24 protein-coding genes are annotated in these 23,459 nt (G+C 60.5%); 14 read left to right on the top strand and 10 right to left on the bottom strand.

Translation table 11 applies throughout. The features are described from left to right. Positions 1-172 precede the first annotated feature (172 nt). The 3 genes from ACMU_RS11335 (at position 173) to der (ending at position 3,725) form a co-directional block, all read left to right on the top strand. Positions 173-817, top strand: a complete 645-nt coding sequence (locus tag ACMU_RS11335) for a tetratricopeptide repeat protein (RefSeq protein ID WP_035259527.1) — start codon at positions 173-175, stop codon at positions 815-817. A gap of 66 nt (positions 818-883) precedes the next feature. Next, entirely contained in the window at positions 884-2,206 is a 1,323-nt protein-coding gene (locus ACMU_RS11330; protein ID WP_236626240.1) for a PQQ-like beta-propeller repeat protein, read from the top strand. Positions 2,207-2,255: 49 nt separating this feature from the next. Continuing rightward, the gene (gene der / locus ACMU_RS11325) at positions 2,256-3,725 is read left to right on the top strand and encodes a ribosome biogenesis GTPase Der (RefSeq protein ID WP_035259524.1); all 1,470 of its coding nucleotides are present in this window, start codon (positions 2,256-2,258) and stop codon (positions 3,723-3,725) included. A 137-nt stretch (positions 3,726-3,862) separates the two neighbouring features. Here the strand turns inward: der and ACMU_RS11320 are convergent, their stop codons facing one another. Beyond that, complete coding sequence (locus tag ACMU_RS11320) at positions 3,863-4,951, bottom strand: LacI family DNA-binding transcriptional regulator (protein WP_152544592.1); 1,089 nt, start codon at positions 4,949-4,951, stop codon at positions 3,863-3,865. A gap of 45 nt (positions 4,952-4,996) precedes the next feature. On the opposite strand from ACMU_RS11320, the gene ACMU_RS11315 reads away from it, so the two are divergent. The 4 genes from ACMU_RS11315 (at position 4,997) to ACMU_RS11300 (ending at position 8,815) form a co-directional block, all read left to right on the top strand. After that, positions 4,997-5,950, top strand: a complete 954-nt coding sequence (locus ACMU_RS11315; protein ID WP_035259521.1) for a tripartite tricarboxylate transporter substrate binding protein — start codon at positions 4,997-4,999, stop codon at positions 5,948-5,950. A 64-nt stretch (positions 5,951-6,014) separates the two neighbouring features. Beyond that, the gene (locus ACMU_RS11310) at positions 6,015-6,473 is read left to right on the top strand and encodes a tripartite tricarboxylate transporter TctB family protein (RefSeq protein ID WP_051588284.1); all 459 of its coding nucleotides are present in this window, start codon (positions 6,015-6,017) and stop codon (positions 6,471-6,473) included. A gap of 6 nt (positions 6,474-6,479) precedes the next feature. After that, entirely contained in the window at positions 6,480-7,967 is a 1,488-nt protein-coding gene (locus tag ACMU_RS11305) for a tripartite tricarboxylate transporter permease (RefSeq protein ID WP_035259520.1), read from the top strand. Next, a complete protein-coding gene (locus ACMU_RS11300; protein ID WP_081805501.1) occupies positions 7,964-8,815 on the top strand; it encodes an alpha/beta fold hydrolase in 852 nt (283 codons plus the stop codon). The genes ACMU_RS11305 and ACMU_RS11300 overlap by 4 nt, the downstream gene beginning before the upstream one ends. A 183-nt stretch (positions 8,816-8,998) precedes the next feature. On the opposite strand, the gene edd is transcribed toward ACMU_RS11300, so the two are convergent. Further along, on the bottom strand, positions 8,999-10,804 hold the full coding sequence (gene edd / locus ACMU_RS11295; protein WP_035259517.1) for a phosphogluconate dehydratase: 1,806 nt from the start codon (positions 10,802-10,804) through the stop codon (positions 8,999-9,001). A gap of 287 nt (positions 10,805-11,091) precedes the next feature. Here edd and ACMU_RS11290 point away from each other — a divergent pair, with 287 nt between their 5' ends. The 3 genes from ACMU_RS11290 to ACMU_RS11280 all read left to right on the top strand — a co-directional run bounded on the left by ACMU_RS11290 (position 11,092) and on the right by ACMU_RS11280 (position 13,586). After that, positions 11,092-11,733: a DUF6778 family protein gene (locus ACMU_RS11290; RefSeq protein WP_035259515.1), complete on the top strand. Its 642-nt coding sequence runs from the start codon at positions 11,092-11,094 to the stop codon at positions 11,731-11,733. Positions 11,734-11,850: 117 nt separating this feature from the next. Then, complete coding sequence (locus tag ACMU_RS11285) at positions 11,851-13,050, top strand: RSP_2647 family RNA methyltransferase (protein ID WP_035259514.1); 1,200 nt, start codon at positions 11,851-11,853, stop codon at positions 13,048-13,050. Then, positions 13,047-13,586 (top strand): RSP_2648 family PIN domain-containing protein, encoded by a 540-nt coding sequence (locus tag ACMU_RS11280; protein ID WP_035259512.1) that lies wholly within the window; start codon positions 13,047-13,049, stop codon positions 13,584-13,586. The genes ACMU_RS11285 and ACMU_RS11280 overlap by 4 nt, the downstream gene beginning before the upstream one ends. 52 nt (positions 13,587-13,638) lie before the next feature. On the opposite strand, the gene ACMU_RS11275 is transcribed toward ACMU_RS11280, so the two are convergent. The 7 genes from ACMU_RS11275 to ACMU_RS11250 form a co-directional block, all read right to left on the bottom strand. Then, positions 13,639-14,316, bottom strand: a complete 678-nt coding sequence (locus ACMU_RS11275) for a M48 family metallopeptidase (protein WP_035259510.1) — start codon at positions 14,314-14,316, stop codon at positions 13,639-13,641. A 43-nt stretch (positions 14,317-14,359) separates the two neighbouring features. Beyond that, positions 14,360-15,718 carry a family 16 glycosylhydrolase gene (locus ACMU_RS11270; protein WP_035259509.1) on the bottom strand — a complete coding sequence of 453 codons (1,359 nt, stop codon included), beginning with the start codon at positions 15,716-15,718 and terminating at the stop codon, positions 14,360-14,362. 109 nt (positions 15,719-15,827) lie between these two features. Then, positions 15,828-17,012, bottom strand: coding sequence for a vWA domain-containing protein (locus ACMU_RS11265; RefSeq protein WP_035259508.1), 1,185 nt, complete (start codon positions 17,010-17,012; stop codon positions 15,828-15,830). Beyond that, entirely contained in the window at positions 17,013-17,177 is a 165-nt protein-coding gene (locus ACMU_RS19085; RefSeq protein WP_081805500.1) for an apolipoprotein acyltransferase, read from the bottom strand. Beyond that, entirely contained in the window at positions 17,174-18,538 is a 1,365-nt protein-coding gene (locus tag ACMU_RS11260) for a DUF2927 domain-containing protein (RefSeq protein WP_035259506.1), read from the bottom strand. Before ACMU_RS11260 ends, ACMU_RS19085 begins: the two co-directional genes overlap by 4 nt. A 12-nt stretch (positions 18,539-18,550) precedes the next feature. Continuing rightward, positions 18,551-18,994: a GNAT family N-acetyltransferase gene (locus tag ACMU_RS11255; protein WP_035259505.1), complete on the bottom strand. Its 444-nt coding sequence runs from the start codon at positions 18,992-18,994 to the stop codon at positions 18,551-18,553. 107 nt (positions 18,995-19,101) lie between these two features. Then, complete coding sequence (locus tag ACMU_RS11250) at positions 19,102-19,944, bottom strand: AAA family ATPase (protein WP_035259504.1); 843 nt, start codon at positions 19,942-19,944, stop codon at positions 19,102-19,104. Positions 19,945-20,124: 180 nt separating this feature from the next. On the opposite strand from ACMU_RS11250, the gene dksA reads away from it, so the two are divergent. The 4 genes from dksA to ACMU_RS11230 all read left to right on the top strand — a co-directional run bounded on the left by dksA (position 20,125) and on the right by ACMU_RS11230 (position 23,188). Next, complete coding sequence (dksA, locus tag ACMU_RS11245) at positions 20,125-20,547, top strand: RNA polymerase-binding protein DksA (protein ID WP_035259502.1); 423 nt, start codon at positions 20,125-20,127, stop codon at positions 20,545-20,547. A 75-nt stretch (positions 20,548-20,622) separates the two neighbouring features. Next, the gene (locus ACMU_RS11240) at positions 20,623-21,783 is read left to right on the top strand and encodes an FAD-dependent monooxygenase (RefSeq protein ID WP_035259501.1); all 1,161 of its coding nucleotides are present in this window, start codon (positions 20,623-20,625) and stop codon (positions 21,781-21,783) included. Positions 21,784-21,796: 13 nt separating this feature from the next. Beyond that, positions 21,797-22,759: an agmatinase gene (gene speB / locus ACMU_RS11235; protein ID WP_035259500.1), complete on the top strand. Its 963-nt coding sequence runs from the start codon at positions 21,797-21,799 to the stop codon at positions 22,757-22,759. Next, positions 22,760-23,188, top strand: coding sequence for a DUF1499 domain-containing protein (locus tag ACMU_RS11230; RefSeq protein ID WP_035259498.1), 429 nt, complete (start codon positions 22,760-22,762; stop codon positions 23,186-23,188). On the opposite strand, the gene ACMU_RS19080 is transcribed toward ACMU_RS11230, so the two are convergent. Next, on the bottom strand, positions 23,120-23,410 hold the full coding sequence (locus tag ACMU_RS19080) for a hypothetical protein (protein WP_081805499.1): 291 nt from the start codon (positions 23,408-23,410) through the stop codon (positions 23,120-23,122). The two genes, ACMU_RS11230 and ACMU_RS19080, sit on opposite strands and share 69 nt — an antisense overlap. Positions 23,411-23,459 lie beyond the last annotated feature (49 nt).

Here is a 23,459-nt window from a genome sequence, read left to right as displayed (position 1 = left end):
AACCGATCCGGCGCGCGCGCGAACCAGACTGAACCGACCAGTTTAAAATAGGGCGCTCGTCCACAGGGTTCAAGCCTAGGCTATCGCCCTGCTGACAAGGGCTTGGCAAATTGCCGCGCCCTGCGTTAAGAGAGGCGGGATCAACCCCGAAAAGAGGGGCAGCGAGGGGCATATGAGCAATCCTGACAGTTTCATTGACGAAGTCACCGAAGAGGTCCGCCGCGACCGCCTGTTTGCGATGCTGCGCCGCTATGGCTGGATCGCTGTTGCGGTTGTTCTGATTCTGGTTGGTGGCACGGCTTACAACGAGTGGCGGACAGCGCGCGCTGATGCCGCTGCGCAGGCTTTGGGTGATGCTGTGAACGCGGCTTTGGGGCAGGAAACGTCGCAAGAGCGTGCCGCGGCTCTGGCGGCTATCGACACAACAGATATGCCGGGTTCGGTGGTTGTAAAACTGTTGGCCGCAGCGGAACAATTGGCCAGTGAAGATTCGGCGGCCGCTGCGACGGCGCTGCGTTCGATCGCAGACGATGCAAATGTCGCACAGCCGTTCCGGCAATTGGCCGCCCTGAAGCTGGCGCTGGCCCTGGAGGCTGAGGCGTCAATCGAGGAACGCCGCGCGTTGCTTGAGCCGCTGGCATCTGGCAGCAGTTTCCGCCTTTTGGCCGAGGAACAGCTGGCCCTGATCGATATCGAAGCAGGTGAGACCGAGGCGGCGATTAGTCGCCTTCAGAACCTTCTGGCCGACGCTGAAACGACATCGGGCTTGCGTCAGCGGGCCACACAGTTGATTGTGGCGCTTGGCGGGGAACTTTAACGGTCTTCCTAGACAAACCGAAAGCCAGAGGGACAAGTAGCGGTGACACTATCTCGGACAATCAGTGTGATAGCGGTGCTTGCCATTCTCGGGGCGTGCGGTAATCGCGAAAGACCATTGGAAGGCGAGCGGCTGGAAGTACGGGCGTTTGCTTCGGTTGGTGAATTGGCCGAAGGCGATGAGCCGCTGGACGCAACCGTCGAAGAAGCTGCAGCCGAGATACCAGAATTCGAAATTCCCACCGAAACGGCCAACGCAGATTGGACCCAAAAGGGTGGGAATTCTGCACATTTTGTTTTGAATCCGGCGCTTGGTGGCAATCTGACACAGCTGTGGTCCGCCAATATCGGGTCGGGTGACAGCCGCAAACACCGACTTTCTGCGGACCCGGTTGTCGCTGATGGTCGCGTCTTTACGCTGGATTCCCGCAGCCAGGTCAAAGCACACAGCACAGCCGGTGCGGCGCTTTGGAGTGCTGATCTGACTCCGGGTTCGGAACGCAATGCCGATGCATCAGGCGGTGGCTTGGCCTTTGGGGATGGCCGCGTCTATGCCACGACCGGCTTCGGCTCGCTGGTCGCTTTGGATGCTGCTACGGGCGCCGAGCTTTGGGTGCAAGACACCGACTCGGCTGTTGCCGGTCCACCTACCTTCGCCGACGGTCTGGTTTACACCGTTTCCCGTGATAACCGCGCCTGGGCGCTGGACGCCGAAACCGGGCGCATTCGGTGGCAATTGCCGGGTACACCGTCGCCATCGGGGCTGATTGGTGGGGCGGCACCCGTAGTGACCGACCGCGTGGCTGTTTTTCCTCTGAGCTCGTCGGAACTTGTTGCAGCCCTTAAGAAAAGCGGTGTGCGTGTTTGGGCCTCGCCCATCAGCGGCCAACGTCGCGGCACCGCTTACACTTCAGTGTCGGACCTTTCTGGTGATCCGGTCTTTACCGGTGATCGCGTCTATGCTGGCACACAGTCCGGGCGTACCGTGGCCGTCACCGCCAGCGGCGGCCAACGCCTTTGGACCGCCGAAGAGGGGGCCTACAGCCCAGTTGTTCCCGCCGGAAACTCGGTATTTCTTGTCACCGATCAGGCCGAGCTTGTGCGGCTTGATGCGGAAACCGGTGAACGCGTCTGGGGCTTTGAACTGCCTTACTTCGTTAAAGAACGCCCACGTCGCCTCAAATCGGTCTTTGCGCATTACGGCCCGATCCTGGCCGGTGGCCGTCTGATCGTGGTGTCCGACGACGGACAGCTGCGCGAGTTTGATCCGCAGGACGGCACCCTGCTGAAATCCACCAAATTGCGCAGCGGCGCGGCGTCGAACCCGGTTGTTGCCGGCGGTACGCTGTATCTGGTCACCACGAACGGCCAACTTCACGCTTTCCGCTAGGCGCAGGATGGTGTAAGGCCAGCGCTTCATTGTCATTGCGGGGGCCATCATGAGCTTTACGCTGGCCCTTGTGGGCCGTCCGAATGTTGGGAAATCGACGCTGTTCAACCGTTTGGTTGGGCGCAAACTGGCGCTTGTCGACGACCAGCCCGGCGTGACGCGCGACTTGCGCGAAGGAGATGCGCGGCTGGGGGACCTGAACTTCACCGTGATTGATACCGCCGGTCTGGAAGAGGCCAACGACGCCTCGCTGCCCGGTCGCATGCGCGCGCTGACCGAACGCGCGGTGGACATGGCCGATGTCTGCCTGTTCATGGTCGATGCCCGCGCTGGCGTCCTGCCCGCCGACGAGATCTTTGCCGATATCCTGCGCCGCCGCGCCAAACACGTGGTGCTGGCCGCCAACAAGGGCGAGGGCGCGGCCGCCGATGCCGGCGTGGCCGAGGCATGGGGCCTGGGCCTGGGCGATCCGGTGCGCATCTCGGCCGAACATGGCGAGGGGATGACGGATCTTTACGCCGCCCTGCAACCGCTGGCCGATGCCTTCGACAAGGCCGCCGAAGCCGTGGCCGCCGAGGCCCCTGAGACCGATCTGGACATCTCGGAAGACGAGGATGACGACGCCCCACGCCCCATTACGGCGGCAAAGCCACTGCAGGTTGCTGTTGTTGGGCGGCCAAATGCAGGAAAATCAACCCTGATCAACCAGTTGTTGGGCGAAGATAAACTGCTGACGGGCCCCGAGGCCGGCATCACCCGCGACGCGATCTCGACCCAGTTCAGCTGGTCTGGCACTCCTGTCCGCATCTGGGACACCGCTGGCATGCGCAAACGCGCCAAGGTGCAGGAAAAGCTTGAAAAGCTGTCGGTTGCCGACGGCCTGCGCGCGGTGCGTTTTGCCGAGGTTGTGGTGGTTCTGCTGGATGCCTCGATCCCGTTTGAACAACAAGACCTGCGCATCGCCGATCTGGCCGAGCGCGAGGGCCGCGCGGTTGTTGTGGCCGTGAACAAATGGGATATGGAACCGGAAAAGCAGGCCAAGCTGAAAGACCTGAAAGAGAGTTTCACCCGCCTGTTGCCACAGTTACGGGGTGCTCCGCTGATCACTGTTTCGGCCAAGACTGGCCGAGGTATGGACCGCCTGCACGACGCCGTTTTGCGCGCCCATGACGTGTGGAACCGCCGCGTGTCTACCGCGCGCCTGAACCGCTGGCTGGCGGCGATGCTCGAGGTGCACCCGCCCCCCGCGCCGGGTGGCCGCCGGATCAAGTTGCGCTATATGACCCAGGTGAAAACCCGCCCACCGGGCTTTGTCGTGATGGCCTCGCACCCCGAAAAACTGCCCGAAAGCTATCGCCGCTATCTGGTCAACGGCTTGCGCGAAGATTTCGACATGCCCGGTACCCCGATCCGCCTGACCTTCCGCAGCCAGTCGGATGCAAACCCTTATAAGGGAAAGAAAAAATCCACACCCTCCCGGCTGCGCAAGCACCTGGGCAAAGGCCGCGCGGACGAGTGACTTTAGCAGCTTTTGCGCCCCAGCCGCAAAATCGTGTCACTCAGAATGTGTGGGAAAAGGAAGCTGCTTAATAATTCCCGTTGTCGGGTACGCACATATCGCGGCCAGGATCTTCGCGCGGAACGTTGTAAACCGGATCAGGTCGTTCCGCCTTCGACCAGCTTGAACGACAAATCGACAACGCGGAAACCTTCAGAGCTTTGCGACAAAAGCAATCGTGCGGCCTCTTCACCCATTTCGAAACGTGGGGTTTCGATGCTGGTCAACGGCAAAGGCGTTGCCTTGCCAATTTCTATGCCGTTGAATCCCATCAGCCCAAGCTTGCCAGGCACATCAATGCCCGCGCGCATTGCATGGAACAGTCCGCCCAGTGCAAGGTCATCATTCGCATAGAAAAGGCAATCGATGTTGGGATGCGCGGACAGAAGTGCCTTCGTCGCCTCCGAACCAACAATGGCCGATGACCGATCCTTGGAAATATGAGATGCAACCAGCGGCGTACCAAGTTCGGCCAGCCGACGTTCAAAGGCCAACCTTCTGGCACGAGAACGTCCGGGGCGTTCGCTCCACGCGCCGATATATCCGAACTTTTGATAACCGCGGCCGTGAAGGTAATCCGCTGCCGCAACCGCGGCCACGCTGTGCGAAACGCCAACCGCCGACCCGATTGGGTCACCTTCCACATCCATGATTTGCACAACCGGAATATCCAGTTGCGCGATCATGCCACGGATATGGTCGCTATGATGCAGGCCGGTTAAGATAATCCCCATCGGGGACCATGATAGCAGTTCTCGGACCACCCGAAGCTCTCGTTCCGAATCATATTCACTTACGCCAAGCACCGCATGCAGCCCGTGTTCGTTCAGAACCGTCTCGATCCCATCCAGTACAGACGGAAAGACATCGTTGCTCATCGAGGGCAGGACCACCGCCACCAGATTGCTGGTTTGGTTCTTTAATGCGCCTGCCACACGGTTGGGCGTGTAGCTGAGCGCATTTGCTGCGGTCATCACCTTTTCGCGGAGCGAATCCGAGATATTCGGCGCGTTTCGCATAACGCGTGAGACCGAGATTTCGGATACCCCGGCAAGAATCGCAACATCTCTCAGGGTCGTTCGGGAGGGCTTTTCGGACTTTAGAGGCAACGGGTTGGTCATATCGGCAGCATAAGCGATAGGGTTTCCAATGACAACGATAACAAAGCGTATTGACAACGCTGTCAATCAAATGACAACGTTACCAACAGTTGGCTTCAAAGGGAGGAAATCATGAAGCTCAAGACATTTGCCACGGCTGCTGCTGTTGCCGTCGTTGCCGCATCCGGTGTTGCCGCCGAGGGTTATCCAGAGCGCCCAATTAACCTGATCGCACCGTTTAATGCTGGAGGGGGTACCGATCTTTTGTTGCGTGGCCTGGCGCCGCATTTCTCTGAGGCGATCGGCGCGAACGCCTTTGTATCGAACATGGCAGGAGGATCCGGCACGGTTGCGGCGTCTGCCCTGCAGGGGCAGCGGCCGGACGGCTATCAGCTGGCTTATATGTCGGTGACCGTGTCGACCATTCAGCCTCAGATAAAAAACGTCCCCTATGGCATCGACAGCTGGACACCCATCTGCTCGATCGCGGCATCGCCGACCATGCTATTTGTGAGCGACGACAGCCCCTACCAATCCATGGATGACGTGATTGCCGCGGTAAATGCCGCCCCCGGAGAGCTGGTTTTCGGATCGTCCGGTCCCGGTGCTATCACGCATCTGACAATGGTTTCGGCCTTTGCCGGTCTTGGCATTATCGATGACATGAAGCACCTGCCGTTCCAAGGTTCAGGACCGGCGATCAAAGAGCTGACCGCAGGCAATATCCAGTTCTTTGGAGACACCGAATTGCTTATGAAGCGTGGCGATTTCCGCCCCTTGATGGTGTTCAACAACGAGCGTGTCGAAAGCTTCCCCGACGTGCCAACGGCCACCGAAGTGGGCATCGAAGCACCACTGAACGAGCTTTACCTGTGGGGTGGTTTGTTTGCCCCAGCCGGGCTTGAGCCGGAAGTGACGGCCAAATTGGAAGCGGCATGCGAGGCTGCGGTGGCCTCGGATGGGTTCCAGCAATTCGCGGCCAACTCTGGCACCGTGATCAACTATCGCGGCGCGGCAGAGTTCGATGCTTTCTACCGTGCGCAATACACGGCGAATGCAACCTTGATCGAAGCCGCGGGCCTCTGAGCCAATTACCGACACCTGCGGCTTGTGCTGCAGGTGTCTTTTCTCAGCAGACGAGGAATACGAGATGCAGCGTGTCACCAACGAGCGGGTTCTGGTGCAGATCGGCCTACTGATCGTGGCAGTGGCGCTTTTTGCCTCGACCTTCGGTCAGCAATTCTCGTCCGCCGACCTCGCGCAGTCGCCGATGTTCTTTCCAAGGGTCATCCTGATCCTGTGGATGGGGTTGGGCCTGATTGCGTTGCTGCAGTCGATCAGATCGGATGAACGCACGACAAAAATCGACAGCTGGCCACGTATGGCCGTCGTGCTTGTGGCTGCTCTGATTTACACCAATGTCGTTGCATCGGAAGGGTTCTTTCTGCCGTCTGTCGGGTTTGCCATTGTGTGCCTTTTGGCGTTCGGCATTCGCCGTCCATGGCTGTTGATCCTGTTCGCCCTGTTGGTGCCGGGCGCGCTTGTGGTTTTGTTCAACCACACGCTCGGCATGCCCCTGCCAACTTCCCGCTTCACCTATCTTTTCTGAGGCCCCATGCTTTCTGCCTTGCCCGAAGCCATCAGCATTTTGCTCAGCCTCGAAGGGCTGTTGGTTCTTACTCTCGGAACGATCCTCGGCATTGTCCTTGGCGCCATGCCGGGTATCGGCTCGACCGTGGCGGTTGCCATCATCCTGCCGTTCACCCTGACAATGAGCCAGGCCCCGGCGATTATCCTGTTGCTCGCAGTCTACGCCGGATCCGTCTATGGCGGTTCTATCGCGGCGATCCTGATCAACACGCCGGGGACACCGCAATCGGCGGCGACCTGCCTTGATGGGTACCCCATGGCGCAACGCGGCGAGGCCGGTCTGGCGCTTGGCTGGGCAACGGTTGCATCGGTTATCGGGGGGCTGGTCTCGGCCGTTGTTCTGATCTTTGCCGCGCCGCAATTGGCCGCCCTGGCGTTGGAGTTTGGCCCGATCGAAACCTTTTCCCTGATCCTGTTGGGCATGACATGCATCGTCTCTGTATCGACTGGTTCGGTCGTGAAGGGCCTTTTGGCGGGCATGATCGGCATTTTCCTGTCAACGGTCGGCGGCGACCCCATCCTTGGCGAAATGCGTTTTACCTTTGGTAACTGGCAGCTGTTTGCAGGGTTCAACCTGCTGGCCGTGGTCATCGGTGTGTTTGCGTTGTCCGAGGTTTTCATCCGTGCCAGCAACCAGATCTCTACGGTTTCGGAATTGGTCAGTTTCAACGGCGTGGTGCTGCCGCGCATGAAGATGTGGAAGGGTCGGGTAAGGAACCTGGCCAAATCCGTGGCGATCGGCAATGTCATTGGCGTTTTGCCGGGCACGGGAGCCGCCACGGCAGCTTTCATTTCCTACGCCGAGGGGCGCAGGTCGTCGCGGAACGGAGGTGGTTTTGGCAAAGGCGAGCCGGACGGAATTGTATCTTCGGAGGCTGCCAACAACGCGGTGACCGGTGGTGCGCTGGTGCCGACGATGGCGCTTGGCATTCCTGGCGATGCAATCACCGCCGTCATGCTGGCCACGTTGACGCTGCATGGGATCACGCCCGGCCCGAAACTGGTCGAGGACAACCCGACGCTGATCGCTGCGATTTTCGCGGGCTTTTTCATCATCAATTTGCTGCTTTTGCCATTGGGCATGTTGCTGTCGCGAGTGGCGGCACCGATCCTGCGCATCCGCGAGGCGTTCATGATGACGGCCATCGTCATCCTTTGCGTCGTCGGTATCTATTTCGTGCGCGGGAATCCATTTGACCTTCTGGTGATGGGGGGCGCCGGGGTCGTTGGATTTCTGATGCGCCGGCAGGGATTTCCCATGGCGCCGCTGGTCATCGGCATGGTGCTTGGCCCCACGCTTGAACTGACATTGCGACAGGGGCTGATCCTGACGGATGGCAGTTTCCCGGCCTTCTTCACGGGCCACCCCATTGCGCTGGTCCTTGGTTTGGCTGCTGTCGCGGCTCTGCTTTTGCCACTGGTGCGTAGCATGCGAAAAGGGACGGTCGGGTGAGCAACCAGAGTACCGAAGGACTGCTAAAGACGTCCCGACTAAGCGTCTATGTTCTGCGCAATACTCCTGCACGGAACCGTCCGCGCGTGCTGTATCTGGGCGGGTCAAATTTTGATCTGCGCCTAAAGCGGGGGTTTCTGTCCACCGCACTGATCCGAGAGTTTGACTTTGCCACCTACGAACCGCGCGGTATCGGGCGCACTGAACACCCGTCCGGAACCTGGCGCATGGCGGATTATGCAAAAGATGCGTTGAGCGTGTTGGACGCGCTGGATTGGCCAGACGCGCATGTGATCGGCGAAAGTTTCGGCGGCATGACGGCGCTTCATCTGGCTTTGTTGGCACCTGAACGCGTGACCCGATTGGTTGTCGCCGCCGCAACAGCCGGCGGACCGCAACACCAATCATACGATATCTCAAAGCTTCTGAGCTTGCCCGACGAAGAGGCCGCAAGAGCAACACTGTTTCTACAGGACGCCCGAAATACACGGTTGGCCGAAACCGACCCGCAGGCGTTTTCTCAAAAAGTGTCCGAACGCTTGGGATACAACAAGGAATTTGCCAACCCATCTGTCGAGAATGGAGGCTATGCCCGTTTGTTGGAAGCGCGGCGCGGTCATGACTGCACGGATTTGGTGGCCTCTATCCAAACACCCGCACTGGTGATCGCAGGCAAACACGACCAGCAAGCCCCGCTTGTCGCGCAACAAGCCCTAGGCGACGCAATGCCAAACGCGGTTTGCAAAGTATTCGTTGCCGGGCACGGTGTTTTGTTTTCCGATCCGCAAGCTTTTGATAGCGCGCTTAAATTTCTAAAGGAACGTGTCGCGGTAAGTGCATCCACCTAAACTGTTCAATGCTTAGCGCGGTGTCTTTTTCCGGCGTGGGTGCTTCGCGGTGCGGCCGTCGTCGACGTTGGTTCGTGCAATCGCCATTCACGCATAGTTCAGTGTTCGTCGCATTGGACGCGATTCTGCAGAAAAAACGGGCCGCACTGTTGCGACCCGTTCAGAATTGATTGGGGTTCCGGGTCAGAACAGCGGCGATGCACCCGCCGTGGCCAGGCCAACGTTCTGGCGGAAGCTCTCGAACAGTTCGCGGCCGATGCCGGCCTGGTTGGCGCTCAGGTCGGCGGTTTCCGGCAGGCGGTTGTCGAAATCAGCCGTCAGCACGTCCAGAGTGCCGGTGGTGGCGTCCAGCCGTACCATGTCACCGTCGCGCAGGCGGGCCAGCGGGCCGCCCTGGGCCGCTTCGGGGCAGACATGGATCGCCGCAGGCACTTTGCCCGAAGCGCCCGACATGCGGCCATCGGTGACCAGCGCCACTTTCAGCCCACGGTCCAGCAGCACCGACAAGGTGGGCGTCAGCCCGTGCAGTTCCGGCATGCCATTGGCCGACGGGCCCTGAAAGCGCACCACGACGATTGTGTCTTCGGTGAATTCGCCGTTGCGGAAGGCGTCCTTGACCTCTTGCTGGCCGGGGAAGACGCGCACCGGAGCCTCGATCACCTGCAATTCGGGCGCCACGGCCGAGGCTTTGATCACCCCGCGGCCAAGGTTGCCGTCCAGGCTTTTCAACCCGCCGGTGGTGGCAAACCCGTTTGATGCCGAGCGCAGGATCTTGTCGTTCTGGGATTCGGCGGCGCCATCCTCCCAGGTCAAGGCGCCGTCTTTCAGCTTGGGTTCCTGCGCGTAACGGGCCAAACCGTCGCCGGCCACCGTCACCGTGTCGGGGTGCAGCAACCCGGCCTCCAACAGCTCGCCAATCATAAAGCCCAGCCCGCCGGCGGCGTGGAAATGGTTCACATCGGCAAGACCGTTCGGATAAACCTTGGCCATCAGCGGCACGACCGAGGACAGGTCCGAGAAATCGTCGATATCCAGCTGGATCCCCGCCGCGCGCGCCATTGCGGGCAGGTGCAGCACCAGGTTCGTCGACCCACCCGTTGCCATCAGCCCCACGATGCCGTTCACGAAGGTGCGTTCGTCAAGGATTTGGCTGGCGGGGCGGAAATCATTGCCCAAGGCGGTGATCGCCAGCGCGCGTTCGGCGGCCGCCGTGGTCAGCGCCTCGCGCAGCGGCGTGCCGGGGGTGATGAACGAGGCCCCGGGCAGGTGCAGCCCCATGAACTCCATCAGCATCTGGTTGGTGTTGGCGGTGCCGTAAAAAGTGCAGGTGCCCGGACCGTGATAGCTGGCCATCTCGGCCTTCATCAACTCGTCGCGGCCCACCTCGCCTGTGGCGAATTTCTTGCGCACGGCGGTTTTCTCGTCATTCGACAGGCCGCTGGTCATCGGGCCGGCTGGGATGAACACCGTTGGGATGTGGCCGAAACTGGCCGCGGCCATCACCAGCCCCGGCACGATTTTGTCGCAGACACCCAGGAACACCGCCGCATCAAACGTGTTGTGCGACAGGCCCACGGCGGCGGCCATGGCGATCACATCGCGCGAGAACAGGCTCAGCTCCATGCCTTTCTGGCCTTGCGTGACCCCGTCACACATGGCCGGCACGCCGCCGGCAACCTGTGCAGTGGCGCCTTGGGCGCGCGCGGCGGCTTTGATGACCTGCGGGTAAGTTTCATAAGGCTGATGCGCCGACAGCATGTCATTATAGGCCGTCACAATGCCCAGGTTGGGCGCGCGTTCGGCCAACAGCGTGTCTTTGTCCTGCCCCATTGCGGCATAGGCATGGGCCTGGTTGCCGCAGGTCAGGTGCGCCCGTGCGGGGCCCTGGTCGGCGGCGCGTGCCATGCGGTCCAAATAGGCTTGGCGGCTGTCCTTGGAACGATTGATGATTCTGTCAGTGACCGACTGGACGGTGGAATTCAGGGGCATGATCGTAGCTTTCGCTGTGGCTGTGTGGGCTTGGCCTTCGCGCGCATCCCTATCCGTTAGCGCTAACGAAATCAACCTGTCAAAAGGTGGCAAAAGGTCTCAATGCATGATTTTTTCGGGCTGCCATCCCGCAGTTCCCGATGGCGCACCATTGCCTGCCATTTGTTCCCAATAGGGAAACAGTCTTTGAATAGCAGAAAATTTTTCTCAATTTTGCCTCAATTGACCTGCAGAAACCAAAGCAACAGGCGCGAACTGCGTCAATCTTGCTGGAAAGAGAGGTCACAATGTCTCTTGCTAAGATCACAATGCTTGCCGCTGTGCTGGGTCTCTCGGCCTGCGCCAGCGTCGACACCGCAACGCGGAACGCGCCGGTTGGACTTCAGACCGCGACGCAGGCACCGGCCGCTGTGCAGTCCTATGCCGCACCGATCAACATCACCGGCGTCAACGTTCGTGTGCCGCAAAACCTGTCGGTTTCCGAAGCCAACAGCTTTTTGCCCAAAGCAGATATCGTTTGGCGTGAAGATCCCTTTGGCAACCGCCACGAGCAGGTGCAGGTGATCATGCAGGCGGCAGCCGAACGTGCGGCCGCTGGCCACACCGAGGGGCGCCCCGTTATTGTCGACATTCAGATGACACGTTTCCATGCCTTGACCGAGCGCACGCGCTATACCGTTGGTGGCACGCATGACATCCACTATTACCTGTCGCTGGTTGACGCCGAAACCGGCCAGCGCCTGACGCAGCCGCAGGCGATCGAGATGGAGTTCAAAGCCCTGGGCGGTGCCCGCGCGCTGGAAGCCATGAGCCGTGGCCAAACTCAAAAGGTGCGCATCACCGATCACGTGGTCGCCAAACTGGACGAACTGTTCCGCACCACACCGATCCCGGCACAGCAGCGTGAGAACCTGCTGGCTCAATACTGAACGTACTGATCGAATAACTGGCGTCAGTCGGTTTTACGATGGGGAGGGGCTTCGGCCTCTCCCTTTTCTATTGCGGTGGTCTTTCCTCGGGGGGGCAAAGCCACTAGGAACGCCGCCATGACAGAACAACACCGTCCCGTGATCCGCCTGTTGCCCAAGGCCAATGCCCGCGCCATCCGCCATGGCTTTCCCTGGGTCTATGCCAACGAAGTGGTCGCCGACCGTCGTACCAAGGCCATTGCGCCAGGTGCCATCGCACAGCTACAGGACAATGATCGGCGCCCTATGGCCACGGTTGCTGTAAACCCCGGTTCCAAGATCTTCTGCCGGGTGCTGGATCGCGACCCCGAGGCTGTTGTGGACAGTGATTGGCTGATTGCGCGTCTGCGGGCGGCGTTTTCGCTGCGCCAACACCTGTTTGACGCACCTTACTATCGCTTGGTGCACGCCGAGGCGGATGGGCTGCCCGGTCTGGTGATTGACCGGTTTGGCGATGCTGCCGTGATGCAGCCGAACGCCGCTTGGGCTGACGCGATGTGCGAACAAATCCACACTGCGCTGGCCGAGGTAACCGGGGTAAAGACCGTGATCAAAAACGGCACCGGCCGCGCGCGCGGACTGGAAGGCCTGCCCGAGGAAACGTTGGTTATGTCGGGCGGCGTCGATGCCCCTTTGCCGGTTCCGATGAACGGTGCCACCTATATGGCTGATCTGATGGGCGGGCAAAAAACCGGCCTGTTTTTCGATCAGCGGCCCAATCACGCCTTTGCGGCCAGCCTGTCCAAAGATGCGGCAGTGTTGGATGTCTTTTCGCATGTCGGCGGTTTTGCCCTTGCCGCATTGGCGGGCGGGGCGGCAAGTGCCTTGTCGGTCGACAGTTCCGCCGCCGCGTTGGAGCTTGCAACATCCGGGGCCAAAGCCGCCGGGTTGGCGGGCCGTTTCTCTACCCGTAAGGGAGACGCCTTTGACACTCTGGCCGCTCTTGCCGCCGAGAACGCGCAGTTTGACGTGGTCATTTGTGACCCGCCTGCCTTTGCCCCGTCGAAACCCGCGCTTGAGGCCGGGTTGCGCGCCTATGAACGCATTGCTCGACTCGCCGCACCGCTGGTGAAACCGGGTGGATTCCTGGGGTTGTGCTCGTGTTCGCACGCGGCTGACTTGGCGAAGTTCCGTGGCGCTTCGGTGCGCGGTATCGGGCGGGCCGGTCGACAAGCACAGTTGATCCATACCGGTTTTGCCGGGCCGGACCATCCTCTGATGCCGCAACTGGCCGAAAGCGGGTACCTGAAGGCGCTGTTCTTCCGGTTGCTGCCATGAAGGTGGTTCTGGACGCCTGCGTCCTATATCCCACCGTTCTGCGCGAGATTCTGATCGGATTGGCGCGCGAAGGGCTCTATCAACCGCTTTGGTCACCGCGCATTCTCGAGGAATGGGCGCGCGCCGCGCGCAAGCTGGGCGATACCGGCGAGATGCAGGCGCGGGCCGAGATCGCCCTGCTGCGTGCCAACTGGCCCCGCGCCGAAGTGCACCCCAAAGCCGCCGACGAGGCGCGCCTCTATCTGCCCGACCCCAATGATGTGCACGTGTTGGCCGCCGCCATTGCGGGCTCGGCCGATGCCCTGCTGACGTTCAACGCCCGCGACTTCCCGCGTGGCACCTTGGCGGACGAGGGCGTTACACTTCTGGGCCCTGACGCTTGGATCATGGACCTGTGGCACGCCCACCCGGACACCGTGGAAAACACGGCCCGCAACGTTCATGCCACGGCTCAGGACATGGCGGGGGAGGAGATCGCGTTGCGCGCCCTGCTGAAACGGGCGCGGTTGCCGCGACTGGGTAAAGCGCTGGCGTAAATGGTGAAAGTCATGGCCGGTCACCGGACGGCAGCCTTTCAGGTGCCGCGCCCTATGCCCACTTCTCCTCATTGGCCTCAATGGCGGCAATCCGGTCTTCGGTCTTGGGGTGGCTCATCAGCCACGCTGCCATCGGCGTGCCTTGACCGGTGAGTTTTTGCAGCTTGCGGAACATCGATTTCTGCGCCGCTGACCCGATCCCAGCCTTGGTCAGCAATGCGGTAGCGTATTCGTCGGCTTCAAACTCGTCCTGCCGGGACAATCGGGCCGCAAGAAGCGTGGTCAGCGCGTTGGCGATATACACACCAATCCCGGGCAGAAACCGCGACAGCATCATGCCCAAGGCCACGCGCATGGCGTTCTGGCCGGAAAAGTCGATTATTCGGCGGCGTGAATGTCCCAGCGCCACGTGGCCCAGTTCATGCGCAATGACACTGGCCAGTTCTTCGGCGCTGACCTCGCCTGCGCGGTATTTCTGGTAAAAGCCGCGGGTGATGAAGATCCGCCCGTCGGGCGCGGCCAATCCGTTCACCGCGTCAATGTCATAGATATGCACCTTGATGCGCGGCAGATCCAGCGCCGTGGCCATGCGTGCGGCCAGTGCGCGCAGGGTCGGATCAGCCAGCTCGGCCGATTTCTCGTCCAGCTCGCGTGTGGTGCGCCAGACCGAGAAGCGATACATGATCAGGCCATAGAGGACGGCCAGCAAAATGGGTGTAAGCTTTAACATCCATCAAGATATGGGGCGGATCGGCGCATTCGGCAAGCAACGGCTAGATCAACAGGTCAAAGTCGAAATTCCCGACGCTCAGATCTGCCAGTTCAACCCCGATCAGAAACACCCGATCGCCAGAGTCACCGCCTATGCCGGAAAGGTTGATTTCGACAGCCCAACCGCGATCATGCAAATGCGCGGACAGTAAGGTCATATCCACTTCATAGCCGGACAGGTCGATGCGGTCAGTCAAGGCGTTGAAATCGTGCACAAAATCCATGCCATCACCGATGGAGAAAACGAAGGTGTCGTTCCCGCTTGCCGCGCTATAGCTGCCACCCCAAAGATGATCAGTCCCGGCGCCGCCGATTAGCGTGTCGTCGCCATCACCGCCCACCAGCTTGTCGCGGCCTGCACCGCCGTTCAGGGCGTCTGCGCCGCTTTGCCCGAACAACGTGTCAGTGCCCTCGCCACCCCAAAGCTGATCCGCTCCGCCGCGCCCGTAAAGGACATCGTCACCGGCCAAACCATCGATCACGTCGCCCCAACGTGTGCCAAACAGCGTGCCGCCAAGATCGCCATTCCCGTATGGTATTGGGACAAACGCCGTGGCATCCCCGATAGCGTCGTTCCGATTTGGATCGCTTTCCAGCTCGTAAACATGGATATAGTCGATACGCAGCCCGTCGTTGAAATCCGTTGTGCTGTCCGGGCTGCCGGTCCACTCGCTGTCAACGATCAGAGCCGTGGCCAGGTACATGTCTTCGGTGACGGTGTTGGCTTCCTGGCGCACCAATTCGCCGTCGATGAACCACTGGATCATCTCATCAGTCCAACGCAAGCCATAGGTGTGATACCCGTCGCCCAAACCGGTGACCGTAACGGCCTCGACGTCGCCCACACCGTCGTTCCAGACGTTGGTAAATGCAGTGTCGGTGTCGTCGCCCAATATCTCGAACACATCGATTTCGGCGCTCCAATCGCCGTCGGCGGGAAGCAGGAAAAAGGCCGACAGGAAACCAACCTCGTCCGGCACATCCGCGCGGATTTCCACGTAGCCGGACGAGGCGGAAAAGCTCAGTTCAGTTGTGAGGATCCCCGAGCTGTAAAGCTGACCGTCAGCCAGAACCTGCTGCTCGGCAGAAAGCGCGGACGCCTTGATGCTCAGCGCCCCGTCAGCAACATCAAAGGCGTTGGGCAAGTCGACCATGTCAGGATCGACAAAAAACTGCCCTTCGGTGTTTGCCTGTGCCCAGCGGCCGTCATGCAGGTGGGGGGCATAAGAGGTGGTCCAAATACTGCCGGTTCCGTGCCCCATGTAGTATTCCGGTGTGCCTGAGAATTCTTCGGCGAATGTCAGCACATAGCCGGAGCCGTCGATGAACAGATTTGGTGGCGTCGGGGGAAAGTCGGGCATGGTTGCCTCCGCTTTAAACGCATTAACCTTAACGGCCTGGTTAAGGTTAATGGTTGGCTAAGGGGCTGCAAGGAATGCCGCCGATATTGGTTAACGAATGGGGTAGGGACTAGCGGCCAAGAAGGCGCATACCGCGGTCGATGCCGTCCAGCGTCATTGGTACCATTCGGTCGACAAATATCTGCTGAATCATGTGCACGGACTGGGTATAGCCCCAGTGCCGCTCGGGCAGGGGGTTTAGCCACAGGTGATCGGGCCAGGCCTCGGTAAAGCGTTGCAACCAGACCGCGCCGGCCTCTTCGTTCCAATGTTCGTTCCCACCACCGGGCACGGCGATCTCATAGGGGGACATGCTGGCATCACCCACGAAGATGCATTTGTAGTCGCGCCCATAGGTGTTCAGCACCTCCCATGTGGGGGTCTGCGCGTTCCAGCGGCGGCTGTTGTCGCGCCAAAGGCCTTCGTAGACGCAGTTGTGGAAATAGTAGTATTCCAGATGCTTGAACTCGGCCCGCGCAGCAGAAAACAGTTCTTCGACCAGTTTGATATGCGGGTCCATCGACCCGCCCACATCCAGCAACAGCAGGATCTTTACCGCGTTTCGGCGTTCGGGGCGGGTTTTGACGTCAAGATAACCATGATCGGCGGTGGCGCGGATGGTGCCGTCCAGGTCCAACTCTTCGTTGGCGCCGTCGCGGGCCCATTGGCGCAGCCGTTTCAGCGCCACCTTGATGTTGCGCGTGCCCAGTTCCACGGTGTCATCCAGATTGCGAAACTCGCGTTTGTCCCAAACCTTGGTGGCGCGCTGGTGGCGGCTTTCGTTTTGGCCAATACGCACCCCTTCGGGGTTATAGCCATAGGCGCCAAAGGGCGAGGTGCCGGCGGTGCCGATCCACTTGTTGCCGCCCTGGTGGCGGCCTTCCTGTTCCTTCAGGCGCTCGCGCAGCGCCTCCATCAGTTTGTCGAACCCGCCCAGCGCCTCGATCTCGGCCATCTCTTCGGGCGTCATCACCTTTTCGGCCTGTTTGCGCAGCCAATCGGAGGGAAGGTCCAGCGCCTCCATCACGTCTTGTTCGGTAAAGGTCTCCAACCCGCTGAACGCCGCTGCAAAGGCGCGATCGAACCGGTCGATCAGGCGTTCATCTTTGACCATCGTGGCGCGGGCCAGGTAATAAAACCCGTCCAGATCATAGGTCACCAGCCCCGATTTGACACCTTCCAGAAATCCCAGAAACTCGCGCAGCGAAACCGGCAAACCGGCGTCGCGCAGCGAATGGTAGAAGGGCAGGAACACTTAGAACATCCGGTCAAGCACAACCGTTGCCAACAGACCGATCAGGCCAAAGGCAATGGCGTACCCAATGGCGAATTGGGCAATGTCAAAGCCATTCCCTTTTCGGCGACGGGCCTGCAACGCTCCATAGATTGCACCAATCGCGGCAAGGGGCAGAAAGATCATCCGGCGGGCCTTTCAGGGCTTAGGGCAACAATGTCCAGCAGGCGCGTGCGCACCTCCTGGTCCGAGCCGAACCCATAGCGCGCCCAGCCAAGGCTGTCGAGCCGAACCGATTTCGCCTCGGCACCACGGCCCAGTGCATCCAGCGCCTCGGCCTTGATCATCAGCATCGTCGCCAGAAGCGAGGCGTTTTCAGCCGCCGCGACCGTACGCAAATTGGCGTTGATCATGTCCAGCGCGGCCTGCGATTGCCCCGACGACAGCGTAAACGCCGCCAGGTGCATGGTGACATGCGCGCGGTGAATGCCCGCGCCGCGCAGGTTGGCATAGGTCGCTTCGGCCGAGACAAAAGCGTTCAGCGCGGTCTTGACGTCGCCCCCAAGCGCAAGCCGACCAAGGGCGAACTGGCTGAACGCGAGGCGCGTGTCGTTCAACCCTTCGTTCTGCGCGATTTCGATGGCGGCAAGAGCGGCGCGGATACGATTGGCCTGCGATACGCCCGGCCCCAATGCGGTCTCCATGGCGTTAATCCAGGCGCGAGGAGTGGCCTTGACCGGGCGCGATGCGATGCGTGCCCCTGCCGGGTTCAACCGGTTCAGCAGCGCCGGCAGGATGGCTGCCGCCTGTGCGCGGGTTGTGCCGTTACGCATTTCCGGCGCGTAATAGGCACGCAGGATCAGCATGTCGAAGCCTGTTAGAACGGCGTGGAAATTGTCGTCGTTGAAAACACTGTCGGACAGGCGATACAGGTCGTTCAGCGGGCCCAGAGCCTGTGCGATCTCTTCGTGCAGGCAGTCACGGGTTTCCTGCGGGCTGACATCCGATGGCAAAAAGACGGCGATACGCTCGCGCGACCGTAGCAAGGTCCAATCCACCGCCGAGCTGCGGCGGGTCCGGCGATACTCGGACCAGCTGGACACATTGGGGGCAACGAAACAAGCGGCCTGCGGCACCAGCCGCTGCAGCTCGGCGCGCGGCAGGGCCTGCACCGTGATATTCGCCTGCTCACCACTGCGCGCGCGTCGGATATCGATGGCAGCCTCGGTGCGCAAACGGTTGATCAGCGTGTTCAAGTCGCGGTTCAGCGACGTGCTGGCATTGCCTGCGACACGCACGGTTACCGGTCCCTCGAACCGGGTCATAAACGGCAGGACCCGGCCGCTTTCCATTCGGAAGGACAAATCCAGGAAATCGCGCGCAATATCCGTGTTTGACCGTCCTGGCGGCGTTGTCACCGGCGTCACGAATGTTTTCATTGGCGGCAAAGCGTCCAAGGCTGTTTTCCGCGCGGCAACCTCGGGCGAGGGCGCAGCACAGGCCGCCATCAAAAGCAGCAGCGGCAGGATCAGCAGTTTTCTTGTCATAGCGTTCACCAATTACACACGATTGTATTTCACGAAAGGGGTCAGAACCCCGACCCGGTCATAAAGCTGCCGGGCTTGTGTATTGAATTCCTGCGTCAGCCAATAAACCGACGGCGCTCCGGCCGCGTCCGCACGGGCATAGACCGCCTCGATCAACGCACGTCCCACGCCCTGACCCCGTATGTCGGGGTCTGCGTAAAGGTCTTGCAGATAGCACGTGTTTTCAACCTTCCACCCGTGGCGATGGTAAAGGAAATGTGCCAGCCCCACGGGCCGGTCGTCCAGTTCTGCAATCAAACCGTTGAAATCCTGCGGATCATCGCCGATCAGCCGTGCGAATGTGCTGTCATAGACAGGTTCAGGCAGTTCGGTGTCATAAAACGCCAAGTAGTCCCGCCAGAGTCGGCCCCAGTGGGCGCGGTCACCTTCGGCGATAGCGCGGATTCGCAAGTTCAAACTGGTCTCCCCCCAAGGGCTCGATAGCTAAAGTTTATCAGAAATTCGATCTGCTCGCTGACGATTGGTTGCGGGTCATGACCGGAATGCGGCGCGATTGTGGCAAATTAACGGCGTTGGTTCCGAGCCATAAACGCTAACCGCTCAAACAGCTGAACATCCTGCTCATTCTTCAACAATGCGCCATGCAAACGGGGTAGGGCAGAGCTTGCATCCGCCTTCAGATCCTCGGCGCTCAGGTCTTCGGCCAGCAGAAGTTTCAACCAATCCAGAACTTCGGATGTGGACGGCTTCTTCTTAAGTCCTTGAGTTTCCCGGATTTCGTAGAATTGCGTCAGGGCCGTTGTCAGAAGCGCTGGCTTGATTCCGGGGTGATGCACCTCAACGATTCGGCGCAGGGTCTCTTCGTCGGGAAAGCGGATATAGTGGAAAAAGCAGCGACGCAGAAAGGCGTCAGGCAGTTCTTTCTCGTTGTTCGAGGTGATGATCACGATGGGACGCTGCTTGGCCTTCACCGTCTCGCCGGTCTCGTAGACGTGGAACTCCATCCGGTCGAGTTCCTGCAGCAGGTCGTTGGGAAACTCGATATCCGCCTTGTCGATCTCGTCGATCAGCAGCACCACGCGTTCGCCCGCCTCGAACGCCTGCCACAGCTTGCCTTTGCGGATGTAATTGGCCACGTCGTTGACCCGTTCATCGCCCAGCTGGCTGTCGCGCAGGCGGCTGACCGCGTCGTATTCATACAGACCTTGCGCGGCGCGGGTTGTCGATTTGATGTGCCATTCCAGAATCGGCACCCCGAATTCGGCGGCGACCTGCCGCGCCAGCTCGGTTTTGCCGGTGCCGGGCTCGCCTTTTACCAACAAAGGCCGTTCTAACGTTACGGCAGCATTGACCGCAACGGTCAGATCATCGGTGGCCACATAGGTCTGGGTACCCGAAAATTTCATAATGTTTCCGTTCCACTAAACATTGTTCCCCCAGCCGGACATGGGCCAGTACAAATTCCCTTTAAGCGGACTATTGGCTAGTGACAATGTCCAGATGTTCCGATAAACGCACCGGCAGGACAGCCGCGTGACCGACTTTGTACTTATGGTCGTGGTCCCGGCCTGCGAAAGGGAGCAGGTATGAAAGCCGAAGTTTTCTTGCCCGATGATTACCGTCCGGCTGAAGACGAACCGTTCATGAACGAGCGTCAACTTGAGTATTTCCGGCGCAAGCTCAATGCCCTCAAGGGTGAGCTGCTGGATGAAAGCAAAACAACCATCGAAGGCCTGCAAGATGGCACCCGCAATATCCCCGATATTGCCGACCGTGCCAGCGAAGAGACCGATCGTGCGTTGGAACTGCGCATTCGCGACCGACAGCGCAAGCTGGTCGGCAAGATCGACAGCGCGCTGCGCCGGATCGAAGAAGGTGAATATGGCTATTGTCAGGATACTGGCGAGCCGATCTCGCTGAAGCGATTGGATGCACGTCCGACAACCACGTTGAGCCTTGAGGCGCAAGAGCGTCACGAGCGCCGCGAGCGGGTACATCGCGACGACTGACCCGACGGTCGGTTTGAAACAAAAACACGGCCGGGGCCCCACCGCCCCGGCCGTTTTTGCAACCAAAGGGCAGGCATGCTGATCGGCCGTAACATTACCATCGTCGGGGCCGGGATTGGCGGGCTGACGGCGGCTTTGGCACTGGCTATGCGCGGGGCGCAGGTGCGGGTGCTGGAACAGTCCGAAGCGCTGCGCGAGGTTGGCGCGGGGTTGCAGATTTCACCCAACGGCGCGGCTGTTCTGCACGCGCTGGGGCTGGGCCCGGATCTTGCAAAGATCGGCGTAGCGGCCAACGCGATTGAACTGCGTGACGGGCCAAGTGACCGCAAGGTCACGCTGCTGCCCACGACCAACTACCATTTCGTGCATCGGGCGGACCTTCTGGCGATGCTGGAAAAAGCTGTGCGGGCCGCCGGGGTGCAGATCAAGCTGCTACAGCAGGTTGATACCGTGACCGAGGATGATCGTGGGTTGTTGCTTACAACTTTGCAACGTGCGCAATGCCGTCCCGATCTGTTGATCGGGGCCGATGGGTTGCATTCAAAGGTCCGCACTCATCTGAATGGCCCGTCAAAGCCACGTTTCACTGGTCAGGTGGCCTGGCGCGCTTTGGTGCCCGCAGATCAAGATGTGCCCGCACAGGCAACACTCTATATGGGGCCGGGGCGGCATGCCGTTACTTATCCGCTGCGCGAGGGCAAGTTGCTGAACGTGGTTGCGGTAGAAGAGCGCAGCGATTGGGTCGCCGAAAGCTGGTCTCACGCCGATGATCCCGCCAACCTGCGCGCGGCCTTCGCCAGTTTCAACCCGCGCCTGCGTGCGGTGTTGGAGCGGGCTGAACAAGTGCATCTGTGGGGGCTGTTCCGCCACCCGGTGGCCCCAAAATGGCACAACCAGCATGCGGCGATTCTGGGTGATGCGGCCCATCCGACCCTGCCGTTCCTGGCCCAGGGCGCAAATATGGCGATCGAGGATGCTTGGGCGTTGGCTGCTGCGCTGTCCTCGACCCCTGAAACCGGGCAGGCCCTTGCGGCCTATCAGGCAGCGCGTGCTCCGCGGACCGCGCGGCTTGTTGATGCTGCCGCTGCCAACGCCCGGAACTTCCACATCTCTTTCCCGCCCAAACGGCTGGCGGCGCAGGTGGTTTTGCGCACGTTGGGTCGCATTGCGCCGCAAGTGCTGACAAACCGGCTGCGGTGGATATATGACTATGATGTAACCCGGGAATTTGACTGACAGCAGGTGCCTTATGGCGATGAATGACGCGAAATCACAGGTGGACACGGCGCTGACCTCTGGAAATCGCGGGATGTCGAATGAGAACACTTTTGCCGGCGTCACAAGCTTTCTGCGCCGGTCGTATGGCAAAGATCTGGACGGGGTGGATTTGGCCATCACGGGCGTACCCTTCGACCAGGCCGTCACAAACCGGCCTGGCACGCGGCTTGGCCCCCGCGCGATACGCGAGGCCAGCGCCCTGCAGGCCGCCGACGCCCCCTATGGCTGGAATCTGAATCCGTTCGAGGCGTTTCAGATCATCGACTACGGCGATGTGGCCTTTGATTATGCAAATGTTCCGGCTTTCCCCAAAGCACTGCGCGATCATGTCGCCACCATTCTGGATGCCGGAACAGCCTGCATTGCAATGGGCGGCGACCACTATGTCAGCTTTCCGATCCTGCAGGCCCACGCGGCGAAATTTGGGCCTCTCAGCCTGATCCAGTTCGACGCGCATTCCGACACATGGGCCGATGACGACATGAACCGGATTGACCATGGCACGATGTTCTACAAGGCGGTGAAGTCCGGTGTGGTTGACCCGTCGCGATCGGTGCAGGTGGGCATCCGCACGTCGAACCCCGACACGATGGGCGTGCACGTCATCGATGCACCCGCCGTGCACGCGTCGACACCGGCAGAAATTGCCAAGCAAATCCGCGACATTGTCGGTGACACCCCGGCCTATGTGACCTTTGACATCGACGCGTTGGACCCTGCCTTTGCGCCGGGCACCGGTACGCCCGTCTGGGGAGGGCTCAGCTCGGCGCAGGCGGCTGCAATCTTGCGCGGGCTGGCCGGGATCAACATGGTTGGGGGCGACGTGGTTGAGGTCTCGCCGCCATTTGACTCCACAGGGGCCACGGCCATTGCAGGTGCCCATGCGATAGTAGAACTGATTTGCCTTTGGGGCGCTGGCCAGAAAGGCAAATAAATGAAAACGCTGACAATTCTGGCGCTTATTGCGCTGTTGGCCGCAATGGCCTGGGTGCGCCTTTACAAGATCGACGCCGAGAAATGGCACAAGCGGCCCGAGCTGCGCGATGTTGGGGAATACCCGGCGCCGGGCGGGTTTGCCGCGGTGCTGAACAGCGCCGATCCGGCGATCCAGGACCTGGCCCGCCTTGCCGCGCTGATCCAGGATACGCCGCGTACCGTGGGCCTGGCCGGATCGCTGGAAGACAGGCACCTGAGCTTTGTGACGCGGTCAACCTTTTGGGGGTTTCCCGATGTCACAAACATCGCCCTGATCGATGACCGGCTGGTGATCGAGGGGCATCTGGTACTGGGCCGCTCAGATTTGGGCGTTAACCGGAACCGAATCCAGAACTGGTTGCAGGCTTTGCGGCAGGCCCGAGTTTAGGCAGCCATCCCCTGTGGGCCGCCACATCGGGTTGTTCAGCGACATCTCGCAGCGCGCCATGAACGCGCGGCCATCCACGTACAGACAAATGCTCTGCCCTAACTCAACCCGACCACCGGCGGTGTCGGTGCAATAGCAGTCGACCGTTTTGCCCGAGGGGCTGGTCACATCCGCCAACCCAGGTGCAGCCATCAGCAAAAGAACAAAGAAAACACGCATCATGTGCCAAGCATATCACATCGCCCGTCCTGTCGCATCCCCCTTGACCCCG

The sequence above is a fragment of the Actibacterium mucosum KCTC 23349 genome (assembly GCF_000647975.1).
GTDB lineage: Bacteria > Pseudomonadota > Alphaproteobacteria > Rhodobacterales > Rhodobacteraceae > Actibacterium > Actibacterium mucosum.
Note: the sequence above shows the minus strand (reverse complement) of the source record. Positions and strands in the feature narration are given on the sequence as shown.